Annotated in this window: 30 protein-coding genes; 19 read left to right on the top strand and 11 right to left on the bottom strand. The window is 36.6% G+C overall.

Going from position 1 to position 25,286, the window contains the following annotated elements; translation table 11 throughout:
- Position 1: 1 nt before the first annotated feature.
- Positions 2–1,018 (bottom strand): S8 family serine peptidase, encoded by a 1,017-nt coding sequence (locus ACRXC1_RS11825; RefSeq protein ID WP_433659037.1) that lies wholly within the window; start codon positions 1,016–1,018, stop codon positions 2–4.
- A gap of 159 nt (positions 1,019–1,177) precedes the next feature.
- On the opposite strand from ACRXC1_RS11825, the gene ACRXC1_RS11820 reads away from it, so the two are divergent.
- Positions 1,178–1,855, top strand: a complete 678-nt coding sequence (locus ACRXC1_RS11820) for a hypothetical protein (RefSeq protein ID WP_433659035.1) — start codon at positions 1,178–1,180, stop codon at positions 1,853–1,855.
- Between the two features lie 15 nt (positions 1,856–1,870).
- Here the strand turns inward: ACRXC1_RS11820 and ACRXC1_RS11815 are convergent, their stop codons facing one another.
- Positions 1,871–3,334 (bottom strand): hypothetical protein, encoded by a 1,464-nt coding sequence (locus ACRXC1_RS11815; protein WP_433659033.1) that lies wholly within the window; start codon positions 3,332–3,334, stop codon positions 1,871–1,873.
- 150 nt (positions 3,335–3,484) lie between these two features.
- Here ACRXC1_RS11815 and ACRXC1_RS11810 point away from each other — a divergent pair, with 150 nt between their 5' ends.
- Both ACRXC1_RS11810 and ACRXC1_RS11805 read left to right on the top strand, forming a co-directional pair.
- Positions 3,485–4,585, top strand: a complete 1,101-nt coding sequence (locus ACRXC1_RS11810; RefSeq protein WP_433659031.1) for a hypothetical protein — start codon at positions 3,485–3,487, stop codon at positions 4,583–4,585.
- The gene (locus ACRXC1_RS11805) at positions 4,585–5,076 is read left to right on the top strand and encodes a hypothetical protein (RefSeq protein ID WP_433659029.1); all 492 of its coding nucleotides are present in this window, start codon (positions 4,585–4,587) and stop codon (positions 5,074–5,076) included. Before ACRXC1_RS11810 ends, ACRXC1_RS11805 begins: the two co-directional genes overlap by 1 nt.
- Before the next feature lie 2 nt (positions 5,077–5,078).
- On the opposite strand, the gene ACRXC1_RS11800 is transcribed toward ACRXC1_RS11805, so the two are convergent.
- Entirely contained in the window at positions 5,079–5,549 is a 471-nt protein-coding gene (locus ACRXC1_RS11800; RefSeq protein ID WP_433659027.1) for a DUF2938 domain-containing protein, read from the bottom strand.
- A gap of 76 nt (positions 5,550–5,625) precedes the next feature.
- On the opposite strand from ACRXC1_RS11800, the gene ACRXC1_RS11795 reads away from it, so the two are divergent.
- From ACRXC1_RS11795 to ACRXC1_RS11785, 3 genes are all read left to right on the top strand, one after another.
- Entirely contained in the window at positions 5,626–6,006 is a 381-nt protein-coding gene (locus ACRXC1_RS11795; protein ID WP_433659025.1) for a MerR family DNA-binding protein, read from the top strand.
- A 348-nt stretch (positions 6,007–6,354) separates the two neighbouring features.
- Positions 6,355–6,627 carry an RNA recognition motif domain-containing protein gene (locus ACRXC1_RS11790; protein ID WP_392908790.1) on the top strand — a complete coding sequence of 91 codons (273 nt, stop codon included), beginning with the start codon at positions 6,355–6,357 and terminating at the stop codon, positions 6,625–6,627.
- Between the two features lie 59 nt (positions 6,628–6,686).
- A complete protein-coding gene (locus ACRXC1_RS11785; protein WP_392908792.1) occupies positions 6,687–6,899 on the top strand; it encodes a hypothetical protein in 213 nt (70 codons plus the stop codon).
- Between the two features lie 45 nt (positions 6,900–6,944).
- Here the strand turns inward: ACRXC1_RS11785 and ACRXC1_RS11780 are convergent, their stop codons facing one another.
- Both ACRXC1_RS11780 and ACRXC1_RS11775 read right to left on the bottom strand, forming a co-directional pair.
- Positions 6,945–8,678 carry a cystathionine beta-synthase gene (locus ACRXC1_RS11780; protein ID WP_433659022.1) on the bottom strand — a complete coding sequence of 578 codons (1,734 nt, stop codon included), beginning with the start codon at positions 8,676–8,678 and terminating at the stop codon, positions 6,945–6,947.
- Between the two features lie 160 nt (positions 8,679–8,838).
- Complete coding sequence (locus tag ACRXC1_RS11775; RefSeq protein WP_433659020.1) at positions 8,839–9,369, bottom strand: TetR/AcrR family transcriptional regulator; 531 nt, start codon at positions 9,367–9,369, stop codon at positions 8,839–8,841.
- An 83-nt stretch (positions 9,370–9,452) separates the two neighbouring features.
- Here ACRXC1_RS11775 and ACRXC1_RS11770 point away from each other — a divergent pair, with 83 nt between their 5' ends.
- The 3 genes from ACRXC1_RS11770 (at position 9,453) to ACRXC1_RS11760 (ending at position 11,514) form a co-directional block, all read left to right on the top strand.
- Positions 9,453–10,019: an NAD(P)H-dependent oxidoreductase gene (locus ACRXC1_RS11770; RefSeq protein WP_433659018.1), complete on the top strand. Its 567-nt coding sequence runs from the start codon at positions 9,453–9,455 to the stop codon at positions 10,017–10,019.
- A 92-nt stretch (positions 10,020–10,111) separates the two neighbouring features.
- Positions 10,112–11,110 (top strand): hypothetical protein, encoded by a 999-nt coding sequence (locus ACRXC1_RS11765; protein WP_433659016.1) that lies wholly within the window; start codon positions 10,112–10,114, stop codon positions 11,108–11,110.
- 74 nt (positions 11,111–11,184) lie between these two features.
- A complete protein-coding gene (locus tag ACRXC1_RS11760) occupies positions 11,185–11,514 on the top strand; it encodes a hypothetical protein (protein WP_433659014.1) in 330 nt (109 codons plus the stop codon).
- A gap of 9 nt (positions 11,515–11,523) precedes the next feature.
- Here the strand turns inward: ACRXC1_RS11760 and ACRXC1_RS11755 are convergent, their stop codons facing one another.
- Positions 11,524–12,423 carry a helix-turn-helix domain-containing protein gene (locus ACRXC1_RS11755; protein ID WP_433659012.1) on the bottom strand — a complete coding sequence of 300 codons (900 nt, stop codon included), beginning with the start codon at positions 12,421–12,423 and terminating at the stop codon, positions 11,524–11,526.
- A 71-nt stretch (positions 12,424–12,494) separates the two neighbouring features.
- Between ACRXC1_RS11755 and ACRXC1_RS11750 the strand changes: the two genes are divergently transcribed.
- Complete coding sequence (locus ACRXC1_RS11750; protein WP_433659011.1) at positions 12,495–13,229, top strand: hypothetical protein; 735 nt, start codon at positions 12,495–12,497, stop codon at positions 13,227–13,229.
- Positions 13,230–13,391: 162 nt separating this feature from the next.
- Here the strand turns inward: ACRXC1_RS11750 and ACRXC1_RS11745 are convergent, their stop codons facing one another.
- On the bottom strand, positions 13,392–14,351 hold the full coding sequence (locus tag ACRXC1_RS11745) for a YeiH family protein (RefSeq protein WP_433659009.1): 960 nt from the start codon (positions 14,349–14,351) through the stop codon (positions 13,392–13,394).
- A 45-nt stretch (positions 14,352–14,396) separates the two neighbouring features.
- Here ACRXC1_RS11745 and ACRXC1_RS11740 point away from each other — a divergent pair, with 45 nt between their 5' ends.
- From ACRXC1_RS11740 to ACRXC1_RS11720, 5 genes are all read left to right on the top strand, one after another.
- Complete coding sequence (locus ACRXC1_RS11740) at positions 14,397–14,900, top strand: GrpB family protein (RefSeq protein ID WP_433659007.1); 504 nt, start codon at positions 14,397–14,399, stop codon at positions 14,898–14,900.
- A gap of 62 nt (positions 14,901–14,962) precedes the next feature.
- Positions 14,963–16,285 (top strand): peptidoglycan DD-metalloendopeptidase family protein, encoded by a 1,323-nt coding sequence (locus ACRXC1_RS11735; protein ID WP_433659005.1) that lies wholly within the window; start codon positions 14,963–14,965, stop codon positions 16,283–16,285.
- 37 nt (positions 16,286–16,322) lie between these two features.
- Positions 16,323–16,982 carry a hypothetical protein gene (locus tag ACRXC1_RS11730; protein WP_433659003.1) on the top strand — a complete coding sequence of 220 codons (660 nt, stop codon included), beginning with the start codon at positions 16,323–16,325 and terminating at the stop codon, positions 16,980–16,982.
- Positions 16,983–17,013: 31 nt separating this feature from the next.
- Positions 17,014–17,553 (top strand): hypothetical protein, encoded by a 540-nt coding sequence (locus tag ACRXC1_RS11725; RefSeq protein ID WP_433659001.1) that lies wholly within the window; start codon positions 17,014–17,016, stop codon positions 17,551–17,553.
- Positions 17,554–17,748: 195 nt separating this feature from the next.
- Positions 17,749–18,579, top strand: coding sequence for a hypothetical protein (locus ACRXC1_RS11720; RefSeq protein ID WP_433658999.1), 831 nt, complete (start codon positions 17,749–17,751; stop codon positions 18,577–18,579).
- 22 nt (positions 18,580–18,601) lie between these two features.
- On the opposite strand, the gene rluF is transcribed toward ACRXC1_RS11720, so the two are convergent.
- Complete coding sequence (gene rluF / locus ACRXC1_RS11715) at positions 18,602–19,477, bottom strand: 23S rRNA pseudouridine(2604) synthase RluF (protein WP_392908826.1); 876 nt, start codon at positions 19,475–19,477, stop codon at positions 18,602–18,604.
- A gap of 119 nt (positions 19,478–19,596) precedes the next feature.
- Between rluF and ACRXC1_RS11710 the strand changes: the two genes are divergently transcribed.
- The gene (locus ACRXC1_RS11710) at positions 19,597–20,763 is read left to right on the top strand and encodes a hypothetical protein (RefSeq protein WP_433658997.1); all 1,167 of its coding nucleotides are present in this window, start codon (positions 19,597–19,599) and stop codon (positions 20,761–20,763) included.
- Here the strand turns inward: ACRXC1_RS11710 and ACRXC1_RS11705 are convergent.
- Positions 20,760–22,388: an AMP-binding protein gene (locus tag ACRXC1_RS11705; protein WP_433658995.1), complete on the bottom strand. Its 1,629-nt coding sequence runs from the start codon at positions 22,386–22,388 to the stop codon at positions 20,760–20,762. The genes ACRXC1_RS11710 and ACRXC1_RS11705 overlap by 4 nt on opposite strands.
- Positions 22,389–22,599: 211 nt before the next feature.
- On the opposite strand from ACRXC1_RS11705, the gene ACRXC1_RS11700 reads away from it, so the two are divergent.
- Positions 22,600–22,932: a hypothetical protein gene (locus ACRXC1_RS11700; protein WP_433658993.1), complete on the top strand. Its 333-nt coding sequence runs from the start codon at positions 22,600–22,602 to the stop codon at positions 22,930–22,932.
- A 22-nt stretch (positions 22,933–22,954) separates the two neighbouring features.
- Complete coding sequence (locus ACRXC1_RS11695) at positions 22,955–23,314, top strand: nucleotide pyrophosphohydrolase (RefSeq protein ID WP_433658991.1); 360 nt, start codon at positions 22,955–22,957, stop codon at positions 23,312–23,314.
- Positions 23,315–23,324: 10 nt separating this feature from the next.
- Here the strand turns inward: ACRXC1_RS11695 and ACRXC1_RS11690 are convergent, their stop codons facing one another.
- Positions 23,325–23,765, bottom strand: coding sequence for a hypothetical protein (locus ACRXC1_RS11690; protein WP_433658989.1), 441 nt, complete (start codon positions 23,763–23,765; stop codon positions 23,325–23,327).
- Positions 23,762–24,550: a hypothetical protein gene (locus ACRXC1_RS11685; protein ID WP_433658987.1), complete on the bottom strand. Its 789-nt coding sequence runs from the start codon at positions 24,548–24,550 to the stop codon at positions 23,762–23,764. Before ACRXC1_RS11685 ends, ACRXC1_RS11690 begins: the two co-directional genes overlap by 4 nt.
- A gap of 224 nt (positions 24,551–24,774) precedes the next feature.
- Here ACRXC1_RS11685 and ACRXC1_RS11680 point away from each other — a divergent pair, with 224 nt between their 5' ends.
- Positions 24,775–25,266 (top strand): hypothetical protein, encoded by a 492-nt coding sequence (locus tag ACRXC1_RS11680; protein WP_393060897.1) that lies wholly within the window; start codon positions 24,775–24,777, stop codon positions 25,264–25,266.
- Positions 25,267–25,286: the final 20 nt, after the last annotated feature.

The raw sequence follows: 25,286 nt of genomic DNA, 5'->3' as shown, positions 1-25,286 counted from the left end.
TTTAATCTTTGAGTGCCTCGAAGGCATCTATAATACCACCTGATACACTCAAGCCTTCTAGGCTTTTAAGAGGGCGGCTCGTCTTTATAAGTCTTTCTCGCATTGTCCATCTAGCATCTGGGCCATGTGTCGCCAGAACCATTGCCGCAACGGCCGCAACTAGAGGTGTTGAAAAGCTTGTTCCACTCGAGTAACCATATGTATTTGATAGATGAGTTGTTTGAATTTTTACACCTGGTGCGAAGAGGTGGACAGACTTATCTCCATAGTTAGATGACTTCGCTCTTTTTCCACTCTTATCGTTTGAACCGACTACTATGATATTTGAAAACTCATCTGCATATGCTCCTGGATATCGATTTGTAGAGTTCTCAACTCCTACATTTCCAGATGAAGCAATGACGAGAATACCCTTATCATTTAGTTCACGAAGAACTTTCTTGAACTCAGGAGAAGTTACCTTAAGGCGTGCTGAAAAACTGATGATATCTGCACCTCGATCCATCGCATATCTCATGGCATCAATAAGGTGTGGGAGCTTCTCTTTTCTCTTTGCCATTGGCTCTGGCTTAACGATAGGGATGATCTTTATGCCTTTTGCGACACCCTTTATGCCTTTGCCATTGTTATGTTTTGCCGCGATAACTCCAGCGACTGCTGTTCCGTGCTTTGTTTGGAAATCGTAATCACCAGCTAACTCACCATTCTTCTTATTTGAGTTGTAGCCAAAGTAATCATCGATATAACCATTCTTATCATCATCGATACCATTATTTGGTATTTCGCCTTTGTTGATTAAGATATTATCTTTTAGGTCTTCATGATTAACATCAAAGCCTGCATCAATAATTGCAATAACAGGTTGATAATTTGATTCAAGGATTTTCCAGGCCTTCTCAATATTAGCGCCCTTAATCTTAGTATTATATTTTAAATACCACTGATCTTTTTCAAGGGGATCATTTGCAAATACTGAGGTAATTGTAAGAAGTGAAAGAAGAAGGGCAATGCTCTTCATTATGGCTCCAAATGATTTTGATTTCTGATGATTTATAGAATTTATAGTGACTTAGGACAAGAATTAATAAGACAAATAAGAATATTTTACAAAGAATAACATGGGCATTTCTACCCATGATATATAGAATTACTTTAGACATTTAAAGAGGAATTACATATGAAATATGCCTTACTTGCATTTATCGCTTTAGTTGTAGCGTCCAATACTTCTGCTATCGATTATCAAAGATATAAAGGTGGATGTGAATTTACAGCTAGTTATCAGGATTTATTTACAGAGGAGACGATCTTTGAGGATAAGTCGATCTCTTATCGAAACAATCTTGTTTATACTAGAGCAGGTCTAGCTCCTATCGATATTTATGTAACTGATCGTGGCTTCTCTAGTGAGAATGCTGAGTTATCTCTATTTGGTTATAAGTACCTTTCTCAACATTTAAAATATCGAACAGATAATTCGTTAATGACTTATAATGTTCAGTTACCATTTGTTGATTATCGTCAATCTTATGCAGAAAGTGATGGAAAGAAGTTTATCGTTTCTATGCTAAAGGCACTTGTTGATGAAGAATATACTCGGCCACTAGATGAAATCGATATGTTAGAGGAAACGGTAGAGTTTTCAAAAATGTATTCTCGTCAAACATTGTATTCAAATTATTCCTACTTTGTTGAAGGACGTAATTACACTGGCTTTACAACTGACCACGCACGTGGAACAGTAACTATGCGTTATCAGCTTCACTACTTACCAAGAGTTCATAATGGTGCTTCTTACCACTTATATATGAGATGCTATGGGTATGAAGAAATGAAGAGAGTTGTAAGAAGATAAGTTTTAATAAACTGGCTACAATTCGTTGCAGCCAGTTGATGTCTTTATTATCAGTATCGCTGAATCCTTAATTTCTAGTTTATCATCCTGAATAGTTTTCCATTTATCTAAAAATTGACTTCCAAAGTTAATGTAATCAAACTTTGAGAGATCACTTTCTCTAACGATCATGTACTTTTCAGTCGTTTTTGGAAAAGTTATCGTTTGTCCATGAATGACTGAAGATAGAAACGATATCTTATTGTTGGCACATACTGTATGTACTGAATCACTAGGTCTCGAGTAGATCTTCGTAATATTCAATTTCTTATAAATTCTAGCAATAAAATAATCATAATTAGGTCTAAGGTTTTTATCATCAATAAGGCCATAATCTGAGCCGACAATTGTTTGACGAATAAGTTTCTTATTTCCAGCTGCCATGACCTTAAAAATATGATCGAAGAACCACAGAGCGGAGTTAAGCTTTGTTGATATACCAGGTTGGCCTCCACACTGTGCAGGACCTGTTTCTCCAAGCCATACTTCTTTTGAGCGTCCTTTTGTTACTTTTGTAATGGCCTCCATTGTTTCAATCATGTCATTCGACATAATGGCCTTAATCATGCTTTCATCGTCTGACTTGATAACTTGTAGTGGGCAACGAGTGGATTGAGTCGGGTAGTAGTGCCACGTATAAATATCAAGTTCACTACCTAGGTCTTTAACAATATTAAATGAGTTTACGCTAAACCAATCAAATACTTCTCCTAGAATCGGCCAGAAGGCATTAGCAGGTCCTGCTAGCTTCGCATCTGGATAGTACTTTCTTATGATATTTTTAATATCACGATAATTCTTCTTATACTCATTCTCACTAATCTGACCGAAAGGGCCGTAGTTTAGAAAGAAGGCATTGGCCTCGTTTCCAAGCTCAAAGTATTTTATGTCTTGTATTTCCTGAGAGAGATTTTTGATGAAGATTTCAATTGGAGCCAGATTTAGCTCACCATCTTTACGATAACCTGGCCCAATATTTAGTGTTATGAGTAAATCTAAGTTATTTCTAGCGACAAAGCTTTTGATATTATCGAGTTTTGTCTTGTTAAAAAGAGTTTGAAAACCTTGATCTTTCTCAGTTTGAGTAAGCTCAGTACGAGTTGATTTTATATCATAGTGAGCGGAATCTGCCTCCGATCCTCCTAGTCTGAGTGTAAAGGGGGCTAGTGGTTTCAGTAATTGATCCAATTTCTTTCGGTTGAAATCAAATGGTTTTGTGATCTTACCACCGCGTCCACCAGTAAAATCCATTGATCCTTCCCACCACTTGCCACCAAGTACTTGGGCCATATCAAGTGCAAATGAAAGATAGTCTTCAGTTACGCTAATACCTTCGTTATTTGGCACGTCGAATTGGATGACTTGGTTATGATAGGTTGGAAGTTTTGTATATAAGAATGTCGTTGCTGTTAGGATTAAAATAATAATGATTTTTTTCATAACCTATTACTACATTAGCTGAAGTCGCTATCCAAGACAGTTTTGTGTTAGTTTTCTAGTAAGAGAATCTAAGTTAACTTAAGTAATAATTACAATGGCATAGGTTGCTGATTTTGCTTATGCTAGGATGCCTCAAATTATGAGGTCTCCATGAAAAAGCTAAAGATATTGTCTTTAATGGCAATTATTTCAATAACTTCACAAGCCGCTGAGAGATTTGGTGGAATTTACTTTGATTCTTCTATTCCTGTTCATCAGGTTTATTCTCTTAAGGAAGATCTTACGTATCTATATCAATCAGAATTTGAGCATACAGATTCTGACTTTTCTTTATTTTTTGAGCTTGAAGAAGTAAATGGGCCGACTCTTTATAATTGGATTTTCAATCGCGTAAAATATATTGTTGGCCAAGACTATCGTATACGTGGACGCAATTATATCACAAAAAAAGGTTATCAATTTCCTGCAACACCTCTTCCTAGAAGTTCATCATTTCAAAATACAGATTCCTTTGGTGGTGTGGTCGTTATGTCAAATATTGGTGCTGGACTTTATCTGAGTGGAAAGAAATCAAAACTTTTAAAAGGCACTAAGATTAATCGCCAAAAAGTTTTTGCAACCTCTCCAAGAGTAGGCATTTTGCAAATCGGTGAAGGGCTCTTTTTAAATAGTATTTTAATTAATGACGAAATAAACTCTGAAGCGAATAAGATTAAACGCCTTGGAACTCTTTTTCACGAAGCTAGGCATAGTGATGGAAACTCTGAGCATATTGGCTTTAATCATCATACGTGTCCCGAAGGACATACGCTGTATGGATTCTCTGCCTGTGAGAAGTATGGAAATGGTTCTTATCAGTTGGAGGCCATCGCAACTAAGAACCTATTAGAAAATTGTTCAACTTGTAGTGTTGAAGATAAGACAAAGCTCGAAGCATCGATTGCAGATGCCTTTGATCGCGTGCTTACAGTTTCTCATCGTAAAAGCGAAGAGCAATTACTGCATGAAATAGAATCTTATAAGAAGGTCGTTGATTTCTATATCGACTTTATGGAAATGAGCCCTTCTCAAAATGAAACATCTCAAAAAGAGCTTGATCGTTTTACAGCAATGTATGAAAAAGCAAAGAATCAACTAGATGAACTAAGAAATACACCGGCACCTAAGATGATGGACTCAAATCCGGAGGGAGAGTTTAGTGAATCGAGTATCGAGGAATCTAATATGCTTATTGAGGCATCGGTTAAGTAATGAAGGTACGAATATTCTTTTTTACATTGGCAACGATAGCGTTTCTGCTTTTACTGAATCACCCCGAAACTCATGAAGTATCGATGAAAGTTGATGAAGTCAATCAGCTTAATAAATTAAATTCTAAGCATAGTGAAGACAAGAGTGAGTTGATAGTAGTAGAATTTGAACGAGAGCTTAATACTCTACCGATAAATGAGGATCTTAAAAAGTTAACTGCAGATGAAGTTCACCATACTCCTGAATTAATAAAAGATGCTGGTGAGCTAATTGGGAGTATCCATGCAAGTGCTCAAGCTGATCATTCTAAAAGGCCAGCAGCAATGAAGTTCTTTAAAAGTTGTGCAGAAGATAGAGATGTTGTCCGTCCCATACGTGCGGTTTGCTTGAAGAAGATATACAAGCTTATGCCTGAATGGAGAATCGCTACAGCTATTTCACATCACTTAATACCAGAGAGTGTTTCATCTCTAGCGTTTAAACTTCCTTAGTTTTAACTCATCGAAAGTAGCAGCCCAGCTAAGTACAATCCTAATCCATAAGAAGTATGTGCCATTGTACTCTTAGATCTTGTGACAAGTGGTGAAGGGGTTAGTGAAGCGGCTACGCCAAAACCAAAAGCTGGTTGCATGATATAGAAAGGTGCAATTAGTGTTATTAATCCAATAATAAGAGCAGGCATTATCTGAGGTGTTTCGAGCCAATTATTTCCGAAAGTTAAAACCAAAATAAAAGCAAAGAAGATTCCAATTAAATAATGAATCGTCCATCCAATAAGTGACTCTTTTGGTGCTGGAGGAGTTTGGATAATCGTATCGTGGAAGAAAACACCTTTTGCTATATAGTAGGCCCATCGCCCAACAAGTCTGTAATCAAGTCCTTTTATATTGAAGACACTTTTCATTATATATGCCCATAAATCCATAAATAGAGTTGCGAGAATTCCAAGTAATATAATTTTCATAAAATAATCCTTTGTTATATCAACTCTACAAGTTAAAGTTAACTTCAAGTCAAGCTGTGATTTAAAAAGGATTGGTATGGATATAAGTGAATTATCAAAGGTTACATCCCTTGCGTCTTCAAAGATTCGTTATTATGAAAAGATTGGACTCATAAAGTCAGTTGGAAGAAATGGACTTAAAAGAGTATTTTCTAAAGGGATCATCCACAACCTATCTTTTATCGCACTTGCACAGTCATGTGGCCTAAGTTTGGAAGAGATATCCTCAATGCTGAAAGCAAATGGAAAGTTTAAGGTTAGTCGCTCTCTTTTTACGAAGAAAATTCAAGATATTGATGAACAAATCAATAAACTAAAGAAGATGAAGAAGAGCTTGGAGCATTTAAATAACTGCAAGGAAAAAGATCACTTTGAATGTGCAAATTTTCAAAAAATATTGAATGAGCAGCTTAACTAAACTAGTTGTGCTTTCTAGTCATGTTACAGATTCAGCTTTAATAAAATCGCAACCCTCCGTTTTTGCACAGTATTGCCGTTGTTTGCTATTAGTGCGTCTATGAGCTATACTAGTTAAGTCGAGATTTTCTTTATGGCCATGTAGCTAGCAATCACTGAAAATAAATATCTTTTTGACTATAGGATTAGTAATAAAAAATGATCCTAGGTTATTTTCGCTATTAGCAACAGTTTGAATAATTTAATTTTAAAATACACTTACACAATCTTGTGTAGTAGAGGCATGTGTCTCTTTATATCCTTTGCAAGTAATGATTATTGTAAAGGCCGATTTACCTTGGAGGTAAAAATGAAATCAAATATTTATGTAGGGAATTTATCATACGATATCGAAAACTCTGATCTTGAAAAATTATTCGCTGAAGAAGGCAATGTTGTAGCGGTAAACGTTATAAGAGACCAAGAGTCAGGTAGAGCAAGAGGTTTCGGTTTTGTGGAAATGGAAACGATCAGTGATGCTGAGAAAGCTATAGGCAATCTTAACGACAAGAACTTTATGGGAAGGTCGTTAATAGTGAATATGGCAAAAACAACTAAGAGAAAATCACACGATCGCTATTAGTTTCTAAATAAATTGGGCGTCAATACTTGGCGCCTTTACAATTTTTCTAGGAGAATATAATGATTATTGATTTTGAAATGCATATTGAAAATAAAACAAAAGTTTATTCTGATGAATTTGGAGTAGGGAGAGTAACTCATATATTTAAACTCTATGACGGCATCTTTGACTATTTCGAAGTTCATTTTGAAAAAGATAATGTCAAAAAATACTTTCCTACTCGTGTAAGTGATAAAATGCGCATTCGCTCTAATGCCATTATATTAACTTAGCCTACTTGTTCCTTGTTTGGGGCAGACTAATAAGAGAGAGTGACCTTAATAGGCCACTTTCACAAATTTTTTAAATACTTCTTTATGTTTCTCTAGATTAAAATCTGCCGCAACTGAAACACGAACGATATAGTCTTTGTCACTCTCTTTCGTTGTTCCTTGAGTTGAAGTTGCTGGAACTGTCCAGTAGCAACCTTTTAGTTGGCCGTAGCTTACACAGTGCTTACTTTCCTCTGGTATGGCGTCAATCATCATGCGAATAAGCTTGTGATTAAGCTCACGTTTATGATCTTCACTAGAAGCCGGCAGATCCAGAGAGAATACTGAAGGAGTAAAAGTCGCATCAGCTAATTCATGTGAGACAAAGTTGATCTTCGCTTTTGGAAGTTGCTCTTGAATATAGTCAACGAACCCACGTGTGTTTGCATAGGCCTTAGCAATTCTTTCATTCATGCTTGGCATTTCACGAGTAAGAATTTGCAGTTGTAAATTTGTTGCTACGTTATCACACAGCTTTAAGTGATTTTCAACAAAGCTCATGTACTCTGCGGCGCTATCACTTGCAACAGCATAACCTGCTGTGCAAAGTCCACCACTTGGGAATTTTGATCCACTTACATAAGAGATAACCTTAACGTCATTAAGATAGCCGTGATCGCCAAAGAATTTCACATTTGGACAAAAGGTTTGATCGAGATTAAAAACTGCGCCAACAGCAGTTGCGCCATCATTTGTAAATCTCGGTTTCTTAAGTGTTTCACGAAGTTTAATTAAGTCTGGAATTTCAACGCGCGGGTTAGTTGGAATTTCTCCAATAATATATGGAACTGCATCCGCATGAGCAACGTCTGTTAGAATACGCTCGAGCTCAGTTACCATATCCTTACCACTATCAACCGGAAGGTCAATAATCTCAACGTTATCAATACAGGCCGCTACACGTCTGGCTTGGTCATTTGTTCCACCATAACAATTTGGAGGAACGATAAACTTAATATCTTTTCCTGGATGGTTCTCATTTGCAAAGTGAACTTGCCCCATCATGATTGCATATTGAGCAGAAAGGCCACAATTACTAAAAGCTACTTGAGTTTTAGAGTTTGTAATTTCTTGAATTGTTCTTGTTAGCTCTGTTGTATCAGTAGTTGTCACGCTTTTTGGACTTTCTCCAATCATTGCCTTAATAACAGTTAGGCAGTCTTGTGGAGTCATCGCAATCGATTCACGACGCCTTACGTGCTGAATTTCTTTAATATAGTCTGGGTTGTTATCGTTAATAGTTATCACACTTCCAAGGTTCGGATAGCGTGCGACATTGATATCAGCTTTCTCACTGCCGTCGATAACAATCGTTGTTCCATCAAAGTCTTTATCCATTTCTTGATTTTGAATAAAGTCATATTGATAAACAGATTGAATTAATTCCGATAGAGGAGTTTCGCAAACAATCTGTGTGCGTTTATTAAGAAATTTATTTGCACGAAGAACCGCAAGGATTGGCATCATATCAGAAGAAAATGAAATAACACTCTCTGGATTAAGATCGGCTTCTTTTGCAATGGCCCACTCGAGCACACATGAAAGAGGGTGACCGAGACGAATATAGTCATATGCAGTTGGAAGCTCTTCGAGCTCAACACCAGTTTCTAATTTTTGAAGAAATTCAACTTTCGCTAAAGACTCATTGTAGATATCAAGTCTATGCGTCGTTAAACGAAGCCAGTCTGTTGGCATATTGTTTACAATTTGCGTTAAAGTTTCTTTAAGATTTGCGTTCATGAGGAACTCCGTAATTGATTCAATATTTGGTAGAGATTCTACGATATAAAATATCAGATGTCGGCCTTTGGAAGGAGATTTTTTTTGAACTCGATGTTAAAATTATTCTTATCATGACACTGTGAGAAATAGTATTACGAAATACAATTATACTAATAAATCAGATTATATCCTTAAGGATCTTGTCAATTTCTCTTTCTGAAAACTCAGCACAATTATCAATGATGAGAAAGGAAATACCATGGATGCAGGCCAATACTTTCTTTAATTTTGTCTTTGAATCGATTAACTCCAAAAGGTATACGTAAAGTTGATCTGTTATACTTTCAACTTCTTGAAACTCATCCATCGTACAAATTTTCTTAAAGTAAATGGCCCTAAAATGTCCCTCATTTTCTTTGGCGAAATTTATATAAGCTTTACAAAATTTTAAAAGACTAGGGGATTTTGAGTTTGAAATAGTATCGAATTCTTCTTTAAGTAGACTCACTCCTTGTAGAGCAAGCTTAACTGCAATCTCATTTCTTGATTTAAAGTGTTTATAGATTGCAGCAGGAGAAACTTTGCAAGCATTACTAATGTCTCTTATTGAAAAATCGACACTTCCGTTCTCTGCAATGATTTGACTTGCATTGAATAGGATTGATTCTTTAAGGGCCCCATGATGATAAGTATCTGATTTTTTTCTCATTTTTTCATTTTGCCTTCTTTTATCTTGAAAGTAAACAAGTGTTAACTTATATTAAGTGAACAAGTGTTAACATTGGGGCCCATATGAAAAATATCTTAGTTATCCAAGGTCATTCTGATCCAACATCTCTCACATACTCTCTTGCCAAATCTTATCTTGAGGCACAGGAGGCGAAGGGAAACCATGTGAGCTTCATTGATTTATCTGAAATAGAGTTCAATCCTATTTTAGAAAAAGGCTATAAAGAAATCATTCCTCTCGAAGAAGTTCTACTTTCAGCACAAGCTTCTTTAAAAGAGGCCAATCATATTGCAATCTTCTATCCAACTTGGTGGGGGAGCCTTCCTGCCAAATTAAAAGGTTTCTTTGACCGCGTATTCCTGCCTGGATTTGCCTTTAAGTTTGAGCAAGGCCAAAGTTTCCAAACAAAGCTACTTAATGGAAAGACTGCAATAATAGTCACGACAATGGATACGCCACCGTTTTTCTATAAGTATATTCAAGGTAATTTAGGGCCGAAATTACTTAAAAGCTTAATTCTTGGCTTTTCAGGAATTAAAACGAAGCAAACTATTCTTGTCGGGCCAGTACGTAATTTTGATGATCGCAAGACAAGGTCTTGGATTGATAAGATGAAATATATTGATTAAACGTTATGCACCCTGTGTAAATAATCATGTAATACACAAACTAAATTTTATTCATGCTAACTTTTAGTAATTGATAGTTATTAGGAGTTAGAATGAAGCATTTATTCATTTTATCGGTAGCCTTACCGTCACTTTTATTTTCTTGTAAAGATAAGACTAATAGTCGCATCAATCTAGGAAGTGATACTAAAGAGACTCGTTCTGTAGAGAATGCTAGCGGATTTAATATTGAAAATATTGATATTTTAAAACGTGTATCATATGAAAAGTTATCGATTTCCTTTAGTCCTGTGAATCTTATTTATGAATTAAGCGATGAAAAAGTTATATTTAAGACTCGTGATAAAGCAGAGCTTGTTGCACAGTTAACAGTGTCTGATTTATCTAGTATCGAAACACTAGAAATTTCTGGAACAAATCCTATCTTTAGAAAGAAGGGTGATAAAAATGAGCTTGTCCTTGAAGTATTTGATGTAAAGCAAGCCGAAAATATCTTACGTCATAGCTTCTATGACAGCACTCCAAATTCAAAGTCATTAAATAATGGAAAAATTATTCTAAAGAGAAGAGCTGATAGTGAAAACCTTAAAAACTATGTATCTCATATTACTGATGCTCCTATTCAGTATTTAACTGCTCGTCGAATCGGAAATCTTAATCAAAATGGTACGTATGAGTTTTGGTTTGATGATGAGCTTAAGATGGTTAAAGAAGCTCAAGCTGACTCTATTTCTATAAAAGAGTTTGAAGTTATTGAGTCTATTAATATTGATGAGGCCCTTGCTGATAACTTTAAAATCGACTTTCGTATTGAAGAATTAGATGAAGATTATAATAAGATTTCTTTTAAAATTACCAACGAAATTGATAAGGGAGCGTTTGTAACATCTAATCCTATTACTGGACTAAGTTATAAATGCGTGGCCATGAATTATAAGACAGGTATGAGCTCAAAAAGAATCGACAACGGTGTTGAGCACATAATGGCCTTTAAAAAAGGACTAGACCGAGAGTGTCTAACGAATAATCACGATGACAAATCAATATACATTTTTGATAAGGATCTTAACTATATCAAAGTAAACTACTAATAATTTCAGGAGTTTAAAATGATGAAAACAATTATAAATAAAGGACATCAAGTATACTTAGTTAAGGATAGTGTATGTATATTCGTAATAGATTAGTTATCATTCTTAAGTCAATTGTATATTTAGTTGGAATATATAATTTATTTTATCTTTCAAATTATGTTGATTTTATCGCAATCTATATTTTTATATATATTGTTTTTCACAATTTCTTATGTTTTTTCTTAGTCCAAGGTAAAGTCACTAAGTATGAGTTTGTAAAAGAATTGAGTATTATCAATTTTTATATTCTTCCAATTGTTATCTATTTTTCAATGGAGAGTACTGATAAGACAATCTATGACTTTTTATTCAGTGCGAATTTCTACAAGAATATGTATGTAGTTCTTAAAAGCATGTTTTAATTTTTTTGTCTATATATTTAATAACAGAAGTGAGCGGTACTGGGAAATTGGCATTTTCATTTCCTTCTTAAAGAAACGTCTAAAACTCATATCGTCAATAAAACCAAGTTTATAAGAGATCTCTTTAATCGGTATATCTTTGAGAAGATATTCTTGCACTTTTTTTAGGCGATAGGCTTTTAGGCTATCGCGAAATGTCGTGTTAAACCTCTCTTTTAGATGGCGCTGAAGTCCACGAGGGGACATTCCTAAGTTTTGTGCAATATTTGTTAAGGTTAAATCTTCGTTTTTAAGTTCGTCATAAATTGCAAATAATTGTTTTAATTCTGAATCACTATCTTCTTTATGTCTTGGTATTTGATATTCTCGAATTCCTGGTCCTTGAATGATTTCGTTGTACATTCTGGCAATCTTTGTCCCCAACTCTTTTTTTATTATTAGACAAATAACATCAAGGTAACTAAGAACTCCGCCTGCTGTAATAACTTTTCCTGATTCAACGATTGTTCGATGGGCCTCGATATTTACCTTTGGATACTCTGCCTTTAATTTTTTTTCAAAGAACCAATGAGTCGTGACCTTTTTATTATTTAGTGCTCCTGTTGAGGCAAGCTTAAATGTTCCTCCACAGCATGCGATAACCTTTGAATCTTTGGAGGCAAGGTGGGCATTGATTATTTTTGTCTCTACTGCAGTTGCCTTCTGTGGGTTATGTGACGGAGGGATGACAAGATAATTCACTGTCTTTCTTGCTGATAACTTCGTCTTGAATTGACTCGTTATTATGAAGTTAACCTTGTTATTTATATATTTTAATATATCGAAATAATCCTTAAAGTTTTGAGTTGTACTCTTTAGTGAGTGATTACATTCAAGGATATGGATCGTTACGTTTGTCGTGTTTTGCATAGATTATGTCATAAGTGACGATACTGTTTAAGTCAAGTCTTGGGTAGAGTTTACTTAAGGAGACTGACACTATGAAAACAATCAAACCTCCTCACAAGTGTGGGGTAATAAAGAGCTTAATTAAGTATGACTTAAAAGAAACAATTTACCGAAGTAAGATGGCCTTGAGCAGAAGAAGTGCTAGCTATATCAGCTCAGTTGAATGGAGTGTTCCAAAGAGTGAAAAGGTGGAGAGGATTATTGCACTTGCTGATAAGCTCTATGATGGGCCGCTTTTTAATCATGGAATAAGAAGCTATGCTTTTGGAAAGATCTTAATGAGTTTAAATAATGAAAAAGTTGATAACGAAGTTTTCTTTATTGGCTCTCTTCTTCATGACTTGGGATTAATAAAGGATTGTACTGGAACGACGTTTGAACTTGTAGGTGCAGAGGAGGCGTGTGCTCACTGTCACGATATCTTAACACCTAAGCAGCTTGATATTATTCATGAAATGATCCTCCTTCACAGTGCCATTGGATATGCTGAAAATAAAAGCTTGGAGCTAAAATATCTCCATTATGGTGCAGGTGTGGATGTCGCCGACCTTTGGGGCCATCGTCTAAATGAACAAAACTATTTTGAAGTATATAATAAGTATCCTTCTCAAGGCCATATTCCTTATATGATCGATCTTCTTAAAAAGAGGATGAATGAAAATCCAAATATGTACCTTTCGACTGTTATAAATTTAGGCTTCTTAGGGAAAATGAAAAAAAAGAAAAAAAAGGGCGCGGGTACCAATGAAGATTTCGGTAACTTATAAGCGTTTTTATAATAATTGAGAGTTGGTTTTGTATTATTAGATCAATAATAGTGCCTATGGGACTCTAAAGGCCTTCGAAACAGAATATTTATAAAGGAATCGGATAAAGAGCGAGTAGAAATACTTTGTAAGTATTCAAAATCTCGATTGGTACCCGCGCCCCTAAGAGATAATATTAGACATGATCAAAGTAAGTGTTGCTATGGCAGTAAAACACCAAAGAAGCACTCCTTGAAGCATTGGTTTTATCCCTGCTTCTTTAATATGTTCTAGAGTAATACTAGAGCCAATATAAAATAGTGTGAGAACCATTAGCTTTTTAGCTCCGGCGTAAACCATCATTCCTGTTGGCCTTAACTCTGGAACAAAAGTAACGAGTGCCGCGGCCGTGATGAAGCCTAGGATAAACCAAGGCTTCTTTGTTTTTGTTGTTGTAGCAGCGTTTTGCTTCTTAAGTTGCACGGCAGTTGTAAAGCTAAAGATAAGTGCTAGTGGAATAATCCAAAGAGCACGAACTAGCTTAACAATTGTTCCAACCTCAAGCGCTTTTGGGCCGTAACTTAAGGCAGCTCCAACAACGGAACTTGTATCGTGAATTGCGAGGGCCGACCAAAGTCCAAATGAAGTTTGGTCGATATTTAATAAATGGCCAATCCATGGGAAGACGAATAGGGCTATTGCATTTAGTGTAAAAACAACGGCCAAAGATACTGTCACTTCATGATTCTTTGCTTTGATGACTGGAGCAACGGCAGCGATTGCACTTCCACCACAAATGGCAGTTCCAGAACTAATTAAAAGAGTTGTATTAAGAGGAGTTTTAAAGAGCTTACCTAAGATGCTCCCAACTGCAAAGACCGCTAAGATACTAAGCGCAGTAAAACCAACTGATTGCATCCCAACCTTTGTTACCACATTTAAGTCCATTCCTGCACCTAGGCCAACAACAGCAAGGGCCAGTAACTTCTTTACTGCTTTGGTTGTCCAATCCTGAAATGGGTTTCCTATAAATAATGAAAATAAGATGCCTGCAAAAAGAGCAATGGCCGAAGAGGCCCATGGACTTAAACAAAGGATTGAGAGAACAATGAACAGTAATTTCTTTATACTTTGATTTTTCATAACTTTAGTATCGCACTCTTTTTATGAATATGCTAAGTTCGCTACATGGAAAACAAAATAGAGTTAGTAGAATACAATGATTTTTGGTTAAAAGTTTTTGCAAAGGAGAGTCAGACTCTGGCAAAGCTTTTGAGAAATAATTTAATGGGCTGTGAGCATATTGGCTCGACTGCCATGCCAAAAGTTGTGGCCCGTCCGACCCTCGATATTCTATGTGTTGTCCATACTCTTGATGGCATTGAAATGTTTAGAAATGAATTCAAGGCCCAAGGTTTTTCATTAATTTCAAACGATTCAAAATGTTTCTTGTTTGAACGCAGGTCTCCTGAAGGGGATCGAGTTCTAACTAGTGTCCGTATCCTTAAGAAAGGTGATATCAAAATTAGTGATATCCTAGACTTCAGAGACTATCTAAACGCTGAACCTATGATTGCGACAGAGTATAAGAACGCCAAATTGAATCTCATACAAAATCACTCAAATGATATTGGTCTTTATGAAGAAATGAAGACGAGATTTATTGAGGCCGTGCTTTCTAAAATTAGCTAGTTCTTATTTAGCTTTCGATAAGAGTTGGTTAAGAAATTTTGGTATATTCCGATAAGTTTGCTATGCTTATTGGTAAGATGTCGAAATTATTTATTAGTTTAATTCTATTAAGTGGCCTCACTGGCTGCCAACAAGTTTATGTCTCTCAAAATGTAGAGGCCTCTACACAAATGATTGTCAAAAGTCCTCTTATTCATACAACGATTGTGAAAAAGGGTAAGGTCAAAAGAGGACAAGGTCTGTATCAGGCCCTGCAAAATATTGATATCGATAATAAGCAAGCATTGAATCTAATCAACCAACTTAGAGATGAAGTTGAGTTTTCAAAACTTAAAGTAGGTGATCGATTAGAAGCAACTTTTGATGAGTATAATATGCTTATTAAATTTTCTTTTGCGCAAAATGATTATGAAACTCATGTGGTGTCTTTAAATGAAGATACTGGCAAATGGGATTACTCTTTAAATGAGCTGGATACTTATTGGCAGCCGCGAATGATTGAAGGAAATCTCAATTCGGGATCAACTCTTCAAGACGACCTTTTGGCCATGGGCCTAGAAAGATCAGTTGTTAATGAAGTTATCAATGTTCTTCTTTGCAAAGTGAATTTTAGAATGAATGCACGTGCGGGAGATCAATATAAGATTCTTCTAAGCGAAAGAAAGCACGCCAAGAAAACTGTTCAGACAAAAGTTCTCTTTACTTCATATAGTGGAGTAAAAGCAGGAAGTCATGAAGCTTACTTCTATGAAGATACTGAAAAGAGCTCAACTTATACTGCTCACTACACACCAAATGGACAGGCCCTCATTAACTCTGGGCTTCGTTATCCACTTCCTAGACTTCACGTGCGTTCAAACTATGGTTGGCGCATGCACCCTGTAACGGGAAGACGCGCTATGCACAGAGGCGTTGATTTAAGGGGAAGAACTGGTGAGCGAGTCCATGCTGTTGCTGCCGGGAAAGTTATCATGTCTACTTATAATAAGTTTGCAGGTAATAAAATTGGTATTAGACACAGAGATGGATCAACTTCGTACTACTATCACTTAAATCGTCGTAGTGTAAAAGTAGGAGCATGGGTTAGGTCACATCAAGTTATTGGAACAGTTGGTGCAACAGGAAGAGTAACTGGCCCACATCTTCACTTTGGCTTTAAAGACTCAAGAGGAAGATGGATGAACCCATTAAATAAGAGAATGATTGCAACTCCTAAACTTACAGGTGAGCGCCTTGCTAATCTTCAAGGACAAGTTAGTAAGATCAAAGGTGTTGTTGCAGATTTACAAATTAGTAAAGAGTCAAAATATCTTGTGGCCAACTTAGATAAGATTAAGCGCTTTCCAAGTGCTCTTGATAATTTTAGCTTCTTACCTAAAGAATAAACTCAACTATTACTAGATATTGTCGATAAACGTTCATATGCGTTTAAAGCTCTTTATACTGTCAATTCAATTTATTGCTATCTTTGGCCTTGGTTTCTATTCTTCTAGTACAAAAGAAGGCCAGCGTTCGATAAGTTCATACTCAACTTCAAGATCTGTTTCAGAAATAAGTTGTTCTAGTGCACTTAGAACTTTTCTTTCTCCATTAAATCTTGAAGAGAATATTATGCTTTGGCATATCTTTAAAGAGCAGGGGGCATCAGTTAATCCTAAGTATCTTTCTCACGAAGATTTTGATTCTCTCGCATCAGATCCAGACCATAACTTTAAACAAACTCAAACAAGCCAGCTTGAGGCCGTAAGTGGACTCTATGCCCAGGAGAGGGGAATCATTGCTGCTGGAATTGAAAGAGGCCCAGAGGGAACAGAGTTCGTTGATGGCAATGGAGTCTTTTGGGATGTAAAAACACCTATTTCTCCACTGCTAACACATTCGTGGCGTTTTAATATTGAGAATGCTGGCAATAGTATCAAGCATAAACTTGAGGCGGTCGGTGATATTCATATTCTAGTAGACCTTTCCTATATGAGGCAAAGAAATGTAAGTGACCTAAAGAAGTGGATTAAGTCTAATATTTCCAAAGAACTGCAACAAAGAATTCGCTACGTTACCGTACCAGATGCCATTGTCGATTAAAGAAGTTAGTAAATACTTACGATAAGAATACATGGGACTCATCAAAGTATTTCTCATATTTCAAGTTGTGTTTACTGGCCTTGCAAATGAAGCCGGTATGAACACGTTAACAATTCGTACTTCAAGCGAAATAAGTAAAACCTATAAAATCAAAAAAATAAGTAAGACTAGACTCTCTGCTGACAGTGGACGAGTCATTCTTATTGAAACTTATGGAAAAGAAAAATGTGTTATTCCTATGGATAAGGTTGTGAGTACGCCTCGACCTAATTACCAAGGTTGCACACATTGTTTTACTGATGATGAAGAAGTTGAAAGATACTATTCACAAATGTTTTTAAATCGTAGAAATCCAAAGATTACTTGTGATGTAACAAATGGTGAAACAGTTGGCTTTAACTTTATTGGTGGAACAACGATTAATGGAGAATCGAAGCTTGTTTCAGCAGGCCTGGTTCTTGAGTCTGCCGTTTATTCAGAAGGGCCTTTCCTTCATAAGGAAAAGAAGCCTAATGCTTTAGAAAGACTTTTAGATGGTACTGCAGATCTTCTTCTTGATGCTGCATTTTAATTAATTTTTTTATTTTTTAAGACTCTTTAGCTACTCTATGTATTCATGCGCATTCATCAATTCAATCTTTAGATAACCTAAAGATTTAGCTTTTTAAGCCAGCCGATAGCATTTTCAAGCTATTGACAAAGCTTTGTACTGGCCAGTATTGCTGTCATCTATATTTATTTATAGCTAAAATTATCGGAGAAAAAAATGTTTCGTAGCTTACTAACGATTTTGATTACTATTGCCTTTGCATCATCTGTTGTTGCACAAACTCAAGTTTCAGCTGAGTTTGAAAAGATTAATACTTACAAAGAAATGAAAAACTATGCACAAGATAATTTCGCTGCAAATTCAACTTGTATGGATGATTATCACCAAAGAGTTAGAAAGCTTAGAAAAGATCTACTAATGCAACCAGTGAAGCTTACATTAGGTCTCGTTCAACTTCCAATTGTTGCAACTCTTGGCGGTTTTGTTCTTGGTGGTATTGCTGACGGTGGACCGATTACTGAGTTCGGAGAAAAAATTCTAGAGCTACTTGATATTGATTTAACAGAGACAATTGACGCTGAAACGGCACAAAAAATTATGGATGATTTGGGAATTAAGCCTATTGAAGCTATTCAAACTGGAGCTGGAGCAGGGATTGGCGCACTTGGAATCGTACTAATCTACAATACAGTAAAGATGGGTGTTATTAGTTCAAAGATTATTGCTACAAAGAATGCTGCAAAGTTGTCATTTTCTGGTTATATCGGTGCAGGGAAGAAGTTTGATAAGCTGGTTGCCAAAGTTAATAAAAGAGTAAATCGCGCTCTTAAGAAAGAGGGACTTGAAGAAATTGAGGTTGCACCTGAAAGAATCTCTGAGCTACTTGTTGAGGCAGATCAAAACTCGATGTTCTGTACAGGTGAGCTTAGAAAGTCGAAGAGTGCTAAGAAGTTTGGAGCTCCTCTTAGAAAGAGGCTTGCTAAGAAGTCTGATATCTATCGTTACTTAAAAAATTCAATACTATTAGAATACGGAATTAAGAAGTAATTCCGGCGGGCAAGCACTTGGTTTAGCGACGACGGTGCTTGCCTTTCGCATTTTGCTTTCGCTTTTCTTCTCTCTTTGTCGTCTTGCCACTGAAGTTAAATTCCTTATCTAAATCTTTAAAGAGCTTATCGTACTTACTCTTCTTTTTCTTTTGTGGTTGCTGAGGCTTTTTTGCAGGAGCTTTCTTATCTTCAGATGAGGAACCTTCAATTAATTTGTAGAGGGTCGCTATTTCTGTTTCGCTTAGCTCTCGCCAGTCTCCAACACCAAGGCCATTAAGACCTACATTCATGATGCGCACGCGATCAAGCTTTGTGACGTTATAGCCAAAGTGCTCACACATACGGCGAATCTGACGGTTAAGGCCTTGAACAAGTGTGATCTTGAAAACCATCATGCTCATTTGTTCAACCTTACACTTCTTAGTCATTGTTCCTAAAATCGGAACACCACTGCTCATACCTTTGATAAAGTTGTCGTTGATTGGTTTATCAACTGTAACGACATATTCTTTTTCGTGATTATTTCCTGCACGTAGGATCTTGTTAACGATATCACCATTATTAGTCAGAAAGATTAGCCCTTGTGAGTCTTTATCAAGACGGCCAATAGGGAAGATTCTTTCCACGTGATTTACGTAGTCGACAATATTATCTTTCTCACTGCTTTCTGTTGTTGAAACAATTCCGCGTGGTTTATTTAGAGCGATAATAATTTCTTTTTCTGCAACTTTTGGTTTTACGACCTGACCGCGAACTTCAACGACATCTCCCTCGTTAACAGTTGCACCAATGCCTGCAAGTACTCCGTTGATCTTTACAACTTGTTGTTCAATTAAATCGTCAACTTCACGACGAGAGCAGATACCACTTTGGCTAATGTATTTATTGATTCTCATTGCAGAATATACCTTATCTAAGTAAATAAAAGTGAGACAATCTAGCATACTTTTATGTCATAAATATAGCATCTTGAAATAATTCTCTCTTTTCGGGTGCAATATGCTATCAAGGCTTTATGAGTAAAAAGAAGAAATCAACGATGGCATTACAGGGTGTAGGCATTGCACCGAATATTCTCCTTCAACATGTTGAAAACACAGCACCTTTTCTCTTTCAAGGGGAGCTGGATACGACAGGTGAAAAGCGAGCTTTCCTTGAGAAGCTAAGGTTTTACAAGAAGAATTTAAAGCAACTAAATAATATCAATCTAGCTGAGTACTTTCATATTTGTATCAGTGCTCACTGGGCAACAGCGGGAACTTTTGTTCCAACAGATGTCGACAATCAGATCAGAGAGTCTTTGTGGAAGCATGGCCATATCTCTAAGCATATCGAGAAGATGGCCCGTCTGACAATTGAGTCTTGGTCTTGGGATTACTCTCAGGTCACGAGTCGTAAGGCTTATAATAACGACAATAATACGGTCATGAGTACGCACGAAGGAACATGGTTAAGTGTTGCCATTGGTGCTTACTGTGCTCTTGTTAAGAATCGTAAAACTGAACTTGCGCAGGAAATGGCAGATGTCATTTTAGAAGAGATCAAGAAAGAAGAGCTTATTATGCAAAAGCTTCGTGAGGAAAGGGATCATATCAATTTTCTAAGAGCGGCTCCTCTAATGGCCCATAATTTTGGGGATCTTGATCGCGTGATGGTTCAGTGGAATATGGACCCTGAAGATGCTTTCTACAAGCGTATCTTCAAACTAGGTCATCAATTAAATGAAAACTACGACCCGATTCTTGTGTATACAGGGAAGGTGAATAAGGAATTCTCTTCAAAAGAGAATCATCGTCATATGTCCATGAGACAACCGAAGTGTCTAAGAAAGTCTTCGAAGTTCTTAATTCCTGTAGGTCCTTTTATGGACGATTGGGGGAAAGTTCTAGGTGAGAGTGATCTTCTTTCAATGGAAGAGAAGGCAGAGATCGTAACTGCATTCTACGACGGATATAAGAGACAAGATGAAGCCTTTGGCTATATTCGTGGATACAAGAATCTTGTGGATTCAATTGATGGGGGCCTCGCTGCTCTTGAGATGTATCTACCATTTGACCTTGTCGCTGAAATGAAGAAGTCTGAATTTAGTGAGCTTGCAAAAGTTTCTCGCGAAGACTTTGAGGCAGACTACAAGAAACGTCTTGAGGAATTTGTCTGCCCAGTCACAAATATAAAATTTTAAGCTTCTCGATTTTTTAAGAGAAAGCGTTGAACCTTCCCACTTGGAGTTTTTGGTAGTTCGTCAATGAACTCAATTTCACGTGGGTAGGCGTGTGCCGCTAGTCCTTTCTTCACAAATAAGCTAAGTTCTTCTTTTAATTCTTTCGTGGCCTCAAAGCCTTTATTTAAAACCACAAATGCTTTTACGATTTCAGTTCTTTCTGGGTCAGGCTTTCCAATAACCGCCGTTTCTAGCACACAAGGGTGTTCTAGGAGGACACTCTCAACATCAAATGGGCCAATTCTATACCCTGAAGAAGTAATGACATCATCATTGCGTCCTACATAAGTAATGCGTCCATCTTCAGTTTGTTCGGCCGTATCACCAGTCGTATAGAAACCATTGGCGATGGCCGGGGTTTCGGCCTTTAGGTAGCCCTTAAACCACATGATAGGAGAGTTTGCGATATCAACAGCAATAACTCCTGGCGTATTAGGTGGAGCGATTTTTCCACTCTCATCAAGGATGACTACTTTATAACCAGGCATGGCATAACCCATACTTCCCGGTTTTATTTCATGTTCTAATTCATGGTGGTTATTAACGGTCATCCCTGTTTCGGTTTGTCCGTAGTGATCGTTGATCACAACATCGAGTTTATTCTTAAACCAATTAATAACCTCTGGGTTTAGTGGTTCTCCTGCACTGCTGACAACTCTAAGCTGTCCTTTAATGGCCTTAGAGACTTCTTCACCATTTCCTATTAAGAGTCTAAAGGCCGTAGGTGAGCCTGCTAAATTAGTTATTTTATACTTTTGAATCACACGCACTGTACTTTCTGCACTAAAGCCACCTTCATAGAAGAGTAGGGCATTTCCATTAACGAGTGGACCAATAACTGAATAGTATAGTCCGTAGGCCCAGCCTGGATCGGCGAGGTTCCAGAAGCGATCTGTTGGTTTTAAATCAACTGCGAGATCCATATATTGCTTAAATGAAGATAGGGCAAAGAGTGGAACCGGCACGGCCTTAGGAAGTCCTGTTGTTCCAGAAGTTGAAAGGAGACAAAATATTTCTTCACCTTTTCTCATGACTGGGGCGAAGTCCACACTTTGCTCTGCCATGGCCTTATGAAAGTCAAAATCATCTTGTGCTAATTGGTAATCAGCAGAACGAACCAAAACACATTTCTTAGGCTTCATTGGAAGCTCATCTAGTTTTGAACGGTTCGTATCATCAGTAAAAACAATCTTGGCCTGACTTGAGTTTAGTCTTTGTTCAATTGCTTTCGGTCCAAAGGCCGTAAAGAGAGGTTGATAGACAACGCCTGCTTTCCATGCGCCTAGGATAGTATAAAGTAGCTCCGGTGTTCGAGGGAGAAGTCCTGAAATCACTTCTCCTGGTTTAACTCCTTGAGCGACAAGAAAGTTTGCAAGCCTTGAGGTTTCATCTTTTAACTTTTTAAAAGTGATGACTTCCTCTTCACCATTTGCTCCCTCCCAATAAAGGGCGACCTTATCAGTATCCGCATAGCGGTCACAACACTCGACTGCTGCATTGATTGAGTTGTTGATATCTCCGTCAAAGAATTTATTGAACTCTTTAATGTCGAAATTACTATAGTGGTCTACGTACTTTCTTTTCATAACTTCTCCTTAAGGTATTGGTTTAATTATAAGGGGTATTTGATCTGTGTAAAACTTAATATGGTTAAGATGATTAACTTTAACTTGTATTATCAGCTACTTAATTAAGATATCTCTTGGTCATAAAATTATCTTATTAATTATCACTCATAAATTTATTGTATTTATTAAATATGATTTTCTATCTTACTTTCAACCAAAGGGAGGAGAAATGAAGAATTTTCTATTAATCGCACTTACTATTTTTACGTCTGCAAGCTTGCTAGCAGGAGATGGGAGTATCGCTCGTAAAGACTTTGAGATTCAAAACTACGCTTGTTACACAGATAGTATTGGAGCACTTAATGGAGCTGTCGATATGATTCTTCATGACGCCCAGAAGTGGTGCGATGGCCTAAATGGAGAACTTAGTCGCATCCATAGTAATGACCTTGAGGTTGTTGTTCACAGTGAATCACCGTTTCCTGGTGGGTGTCGTGGTGACGTTACAGTGAAATCGACATTTTCTTGCTTTGTTAATGGGAAAATTACTATAATCGAATAGAAGACTTGATGAAAAGGCCTATATGAAATCGATTAATGTTGAAAAGATTAACTCTGAAGTAAGTAAATTTATTAGTGAGAGAGACTGGGATCAATTTCACTCGATTAAGAACTTGGCAATGGCACTTAGTGTGGAAACTTCAGAGCTTGTTGAAATCTTTCAATGGCTAAAAGAAAGTGAGTCAAATGATATTGCTTCTAACCCAAGCCTTAAAGAGAAGCTTGAAGATGAAGTTGCTGATATCTTTGTTTATCTTATGAGAATTGCCATTAAGGCCGATATTGATATTGAAGAAGTTACTCTTAGAAAGATGCAAAAGAATGCGAAGAAATATCCAATTGAAAAAGCGAAGGGCTCAGCAAAGAAATATACTGAGCTCTAAGCTTTCTTTATTATTTTATGTTTACTTCAAAATATCTTTTATCTGAATCAATATTAACTTGATCTGTTACTTCATCAATCGTGAAGTATTCATTAACTAGCTTTCTGTACTTTGATCTAAAGATCGTAATAGGTCCACGGTCACTTAATTCATCAATTAAGTCTTGGTTAAATAGTTCTTTATCGTATTTGACTCTTGCCTCTGCATACTTACCGTACTTAAGTTTTTGTGCGTCTCTTTCTCCTAGGAAAGGGTCAAATTTCATAACTCGTTTTTGATAAATAACTGTAAGTTCGACTTTTTCATTATCTTTTGTCAGCTTAATATCACCAAGATGGACAGAGTGGTCGAGTTTATTTAATGCCACAACCTTTGGACCGCCGCCATAGTCTCCTCCAGCGAGAATACTAGCTGCTAAAGATGATAATATGATCCACTTTAAAAATTTCATAATTCACTCTTTGTAAATGTATCAGTTGTCATATAGGTAAAGACTCTCTTGCCTTTAACATTAGTTCGATACTGTTTAGCTATTTCAGCTTTCTTAATAAATGCTTCTTTATCAATTTCTAGCCACATCTGGTAGGCCTCCTCTGGAAGAGACTCAACATAAAGTCCGATGAAATTATCACCAGTGACTTCACAATTTTGATGCTTAGAGTACTTCTCTGATAAAGTCAGTCCTGCCTTCTTAATGATTTCAGCATCGAGCTGAACTCTGGAAGTCCCAAGAGTGATGGCACCATCATCTAGGTATTTAATTGCGTTAAGAGAGAACATATTGTCGAGAATATGAAGTCCATGCTCTCCGTATTTGAACATAATTAGATCACGTGTAACAGGTGCTGTATCAATTAAAAAATAGATCTCGCAAAAGACTGCATTCTTTAAAATTTCACTTTTGATAACTGCTGAGTAATCAATGTCAGTCTCAGGTAAATCAATTCCATCTTTTAATACAACTTCTTTAATTGCATTCGGGAGTAGGGGAAGTAGCTTAGATGTATTACTCTCTCCAAGAAGGACACGGTAAATTTTAAGAATTGTAATATGCCCAGGCGTATTTTCCTGGCGACAAATTCTTTGGATTGTCTTTGGATGAATATCTGCACTTTCGGCTAGCTTCCTTTGACCAATCTTTGGATCCTTGAAGTTTACAAGGTAGCGATTAATATCGGCCTGTACTTGTGCCCTAAGGCCAAGCTTTGAATGGGAAGCAGAAATGCTATTTTGCATGGATGTATAACTATCGTTCACTATTCATTTAATCAATAATTGTTGTAAAACTATGAAAAATTTGGACAAAATTCTGAGATTTGTCCGCTCTAGGGCCCTGAAATTAGGTTATTGGACAAATGTCTTTGAAAATTTGGACAAAATTTGAAGAATATATATTTTTTGTCGTGCTTAGTTCAAATTACCTCCATAGAAAACATTGCTAACCAATTCTTGGAGGATTTATGAAAAACTTATTAATCGCACTTACACTAATCGCAGGACTTTCAACTCAAGCAAAAACTATCTCATACGATGTATTCGCAACTGAGAAAAATGTTGAGTCATCTAGAACTGTAAACGTAAACGTATTTGATTTCAAAATTACTGAAGTTGTAAAGTCTAAAAATGTTGTTGTTACTAACTGTAACTCAAATGGTCCAGTTAGAGATAGAGCTCAAACAGGTCTTTGTAAAGAAGTAACACTTTCAAAAGTTGAAGTTGCTCAAGTTGTTCTAAGCTTCAAGCCATTTGGTACAGCTGATCGTCACGGTGAAGTAAATAATGGAAAAAGAAATGAGTTCGTAGCTTTCAATATCTCTCTAGACGAATTATCAAGCTCTGATGTAGAACTTCTTAAAAACGCTAAGAGATCTGATCGTAAAGCTCTAGCTCTAGAAATGTTTGAATTTGAAGTTGTTAGAGAAGGTGCTGTTCATACAATCATTCTTCTTTAATTTCATATGTCCATACCTTG

It is taken from the genome of Halobacteriovorax sp. GFR8, from assembly GCF_050955245.1.
Taxonomy (GTDB): Bacteria; Bdellovibrionota; Bacteriovoracia; order Bacteriovoracales; family Bacteriovoracaceae; genus Halobacteriovorax_A.
The sequence above is the reverse complement of the archived record's forward strand: the minus strand, read 5'-3'. Positions and strand labels throughout refer to the sequence as shown.

Coding starts and splice junctions, on each gene's coding strand:
- ACRXC1_RS11690 (WP_433658989.1), bottom strand. CDS start 23,765: ATGAAATTTTTAAAGTGGATCATATTATCATCTTTAGCAGCTAGTATT.
- ACRXC1_RS11825 (WP_433659037.1), bottom strand. CDS start 1,018: ATGAAGAGCATTGCCCTTCTTCTTTCACTTCTTACAATTACCTCAGTA.
- rluF (WP_392908826.1), bottom strand. CDS start 19,477: ATGAGAATCAATAAATACATTAGCCAAAGTGGTATCTGCTCTCGTCGT.
- ACRXC1_RS11725 (WP_433659001.1), top strand. CDS start 17,014: ATGGGACTCATCAAAGTATTTCTCATATTTCAAGTTGTGTTTACTGGC.
- ACRXC1_RS11745 (WP_433659009.1), bottom strand. CDS start 14,351: ATGAAAAATCAAAGTATAAAGAAATTACTGTTCATTGTTCTCTCAATC.
- ACRXC1_RS11790 (WP_392908790.1), top strand. CDS start 6,355: ATGAAATCAAATATTTATGTAGGGAATTTATCATACGATATCGAAAAC.
- ACRXC1_RS11815 (WP_433659033.1), bottom strand. CDS start 3,334: ATGAAAAAAATCATTATTATTTTAATCCTAACAGCAACGACATTCTTA.
- ACRXC1_RS11680 (WP_393060897.1), top strand. CDS start 24,775: ATGAAAAACTTATTAATCGCACTTACACTAATCGCAGGACTTTCAACT.
- ACRXC1_RS11750 (WP_433659011.1), top strand. CDS start 12,495: ATGAAAACAATCAAACCTCCTCACAAGTGTGGGGTAATAAAGAGCTTA.
- ACRXC1_RS11800 (WP_433659027.1), bottom strand. CDS start 5,549: ATGAAAATTATATTACTTGGAATTCTCGCAACTCTATTTATGGATTTA.
- ACRXC1_RS11775 (WP_433659020.1), bottom strand. CDS start 9,369: ATGAGAAAAAAATCAGATACTTATCATCATGGGGCCCTTAAAGAATCA.
- ACRXC1_RS11760 (WP_433659014.1), top strand. CDS start 11,185: ATGTATATTCGTAATAGATTAGTTATCATTCTTAAGTCAATTGTATAT.
- ACRXC1_RS11770 (WP_433659018.1), top strand. CDS start 9,453: ATGAAAAATATCTTAGTTATCCAAGGTCATTCTGATCCAACATCTCTC.
- ACRXC1_RS11735 (WP_433659005.1), top strand. CDS start 14,963: ATGCTTATTGGTAAGATGTCGAAATTATTTATTAGTTTAATTCTATTA.
- ACRXC1_RS11780 (WP_433659022.1), bottom strand. CDS start 8,678: ATGAACGCAAATCTTAAAGAAACTTTAACGCAAATTGTAAACAATATG.
- ACRXC1_RS11785 (WP_392908792.1), top strand. CDS start 6,687: ATGATTATTGATTTTGAAATGCATATTGAAAATAAAACAAAAGTTTAT.
- ACRXC1_RS11685 (WP_433658987.1), bottom strand. CDS start 24,550: ATGCAAAATAGCATTTCTGCTTCCCATTCAAAGCTTGGCCTTAGGGCA.
- ACRXC1_RS11700 (WP_433658993.1), top strand. CDS start 22,600: ATGAAGAATTTTCTATTAATCGCACTTACTATTTTTACGTCTGCAAGC.
- ACRXC1_RS11820 (WP_433659035.1), top strand. CDS start 1,178: ATGAAATATGCCTTACTTGCATTTATCGCTTTAGTTGTAGCGTCCAAT.
- ACRXC1_RS11710 (WP_433658997.1), top strand. CDS start 19,597: ATGAGTAAAAAGAAGAAATCAACGATGGCATTACAGGGTGTAGGCATT.
- ACRXC1_RS11765 (WP_433659016.1), top strand. CDS start 10,112: ATGAAGCATTTATTCATTTTATCGGTAGCCTTACCGTCACTTTTATTT.
- ACRXC1_RS11695 (WP_433658991.1), top strand. CDS start 22,955: ATGAAATCGATTAATGTTGAAAAGATTAACTCTGAAGTAAGTAAATTT.
- ACRXC1_RS11805 (WP_433659029.1), top strand. CDS start 4,585: ATGAAGGTACGAATATTCTTTTTTACATTGGCAACGATAGCGTTTCTG.
- ACRXC1_RS11740 (WP_433659007.1), top strand. CDS start 14,397: ATGGAAAACAAAATAGAGTTAGTAGAATACAATGATTTTTGGTTAAAA.
- ACRXC1_RS11705 (WP_433658995.1), bottom strand. CDS start 22,388: ATGAAAAGAAAGTACGTAGACCACTATAGTAATTTCGACATTAAAGAG.
- ACRXC1_RS11755 (WP_433659012.1), bottom strand. CDS start 12,423: ATGCAAAACACGACAAACGTAACGATCCATATCCTTGAATGTAATCAC.
- ACRXC1_RS11795 (WP_433659025.1), top strand. CDS start 5,626: ATGGATATAAGTGAATTATCAAAGGTTACATCCCTTGCGTCTTCAAAG.
- ACRXC1_RS11720 (WP_433658999.1), top strand. CDS start 17,749: ATGTTTCGTAGCTTACTAACGATTTTGATTACTATTGCCTTTGCATCA.
- ACRXC1_RS11730 (WP_433659003.1), top strand. CDS start 16,323: ATGCGTTTAAAGCTCTTTATACTGTCAATTCAATTTATTGCTATCTTT.
- ACRXC1_RS11810 (WP_433659031.1), top strand. CDS start 3,485: ATGAAAAAGCTAAAGATATTGTCTTTAATGGCAATTATTTCAATAACT.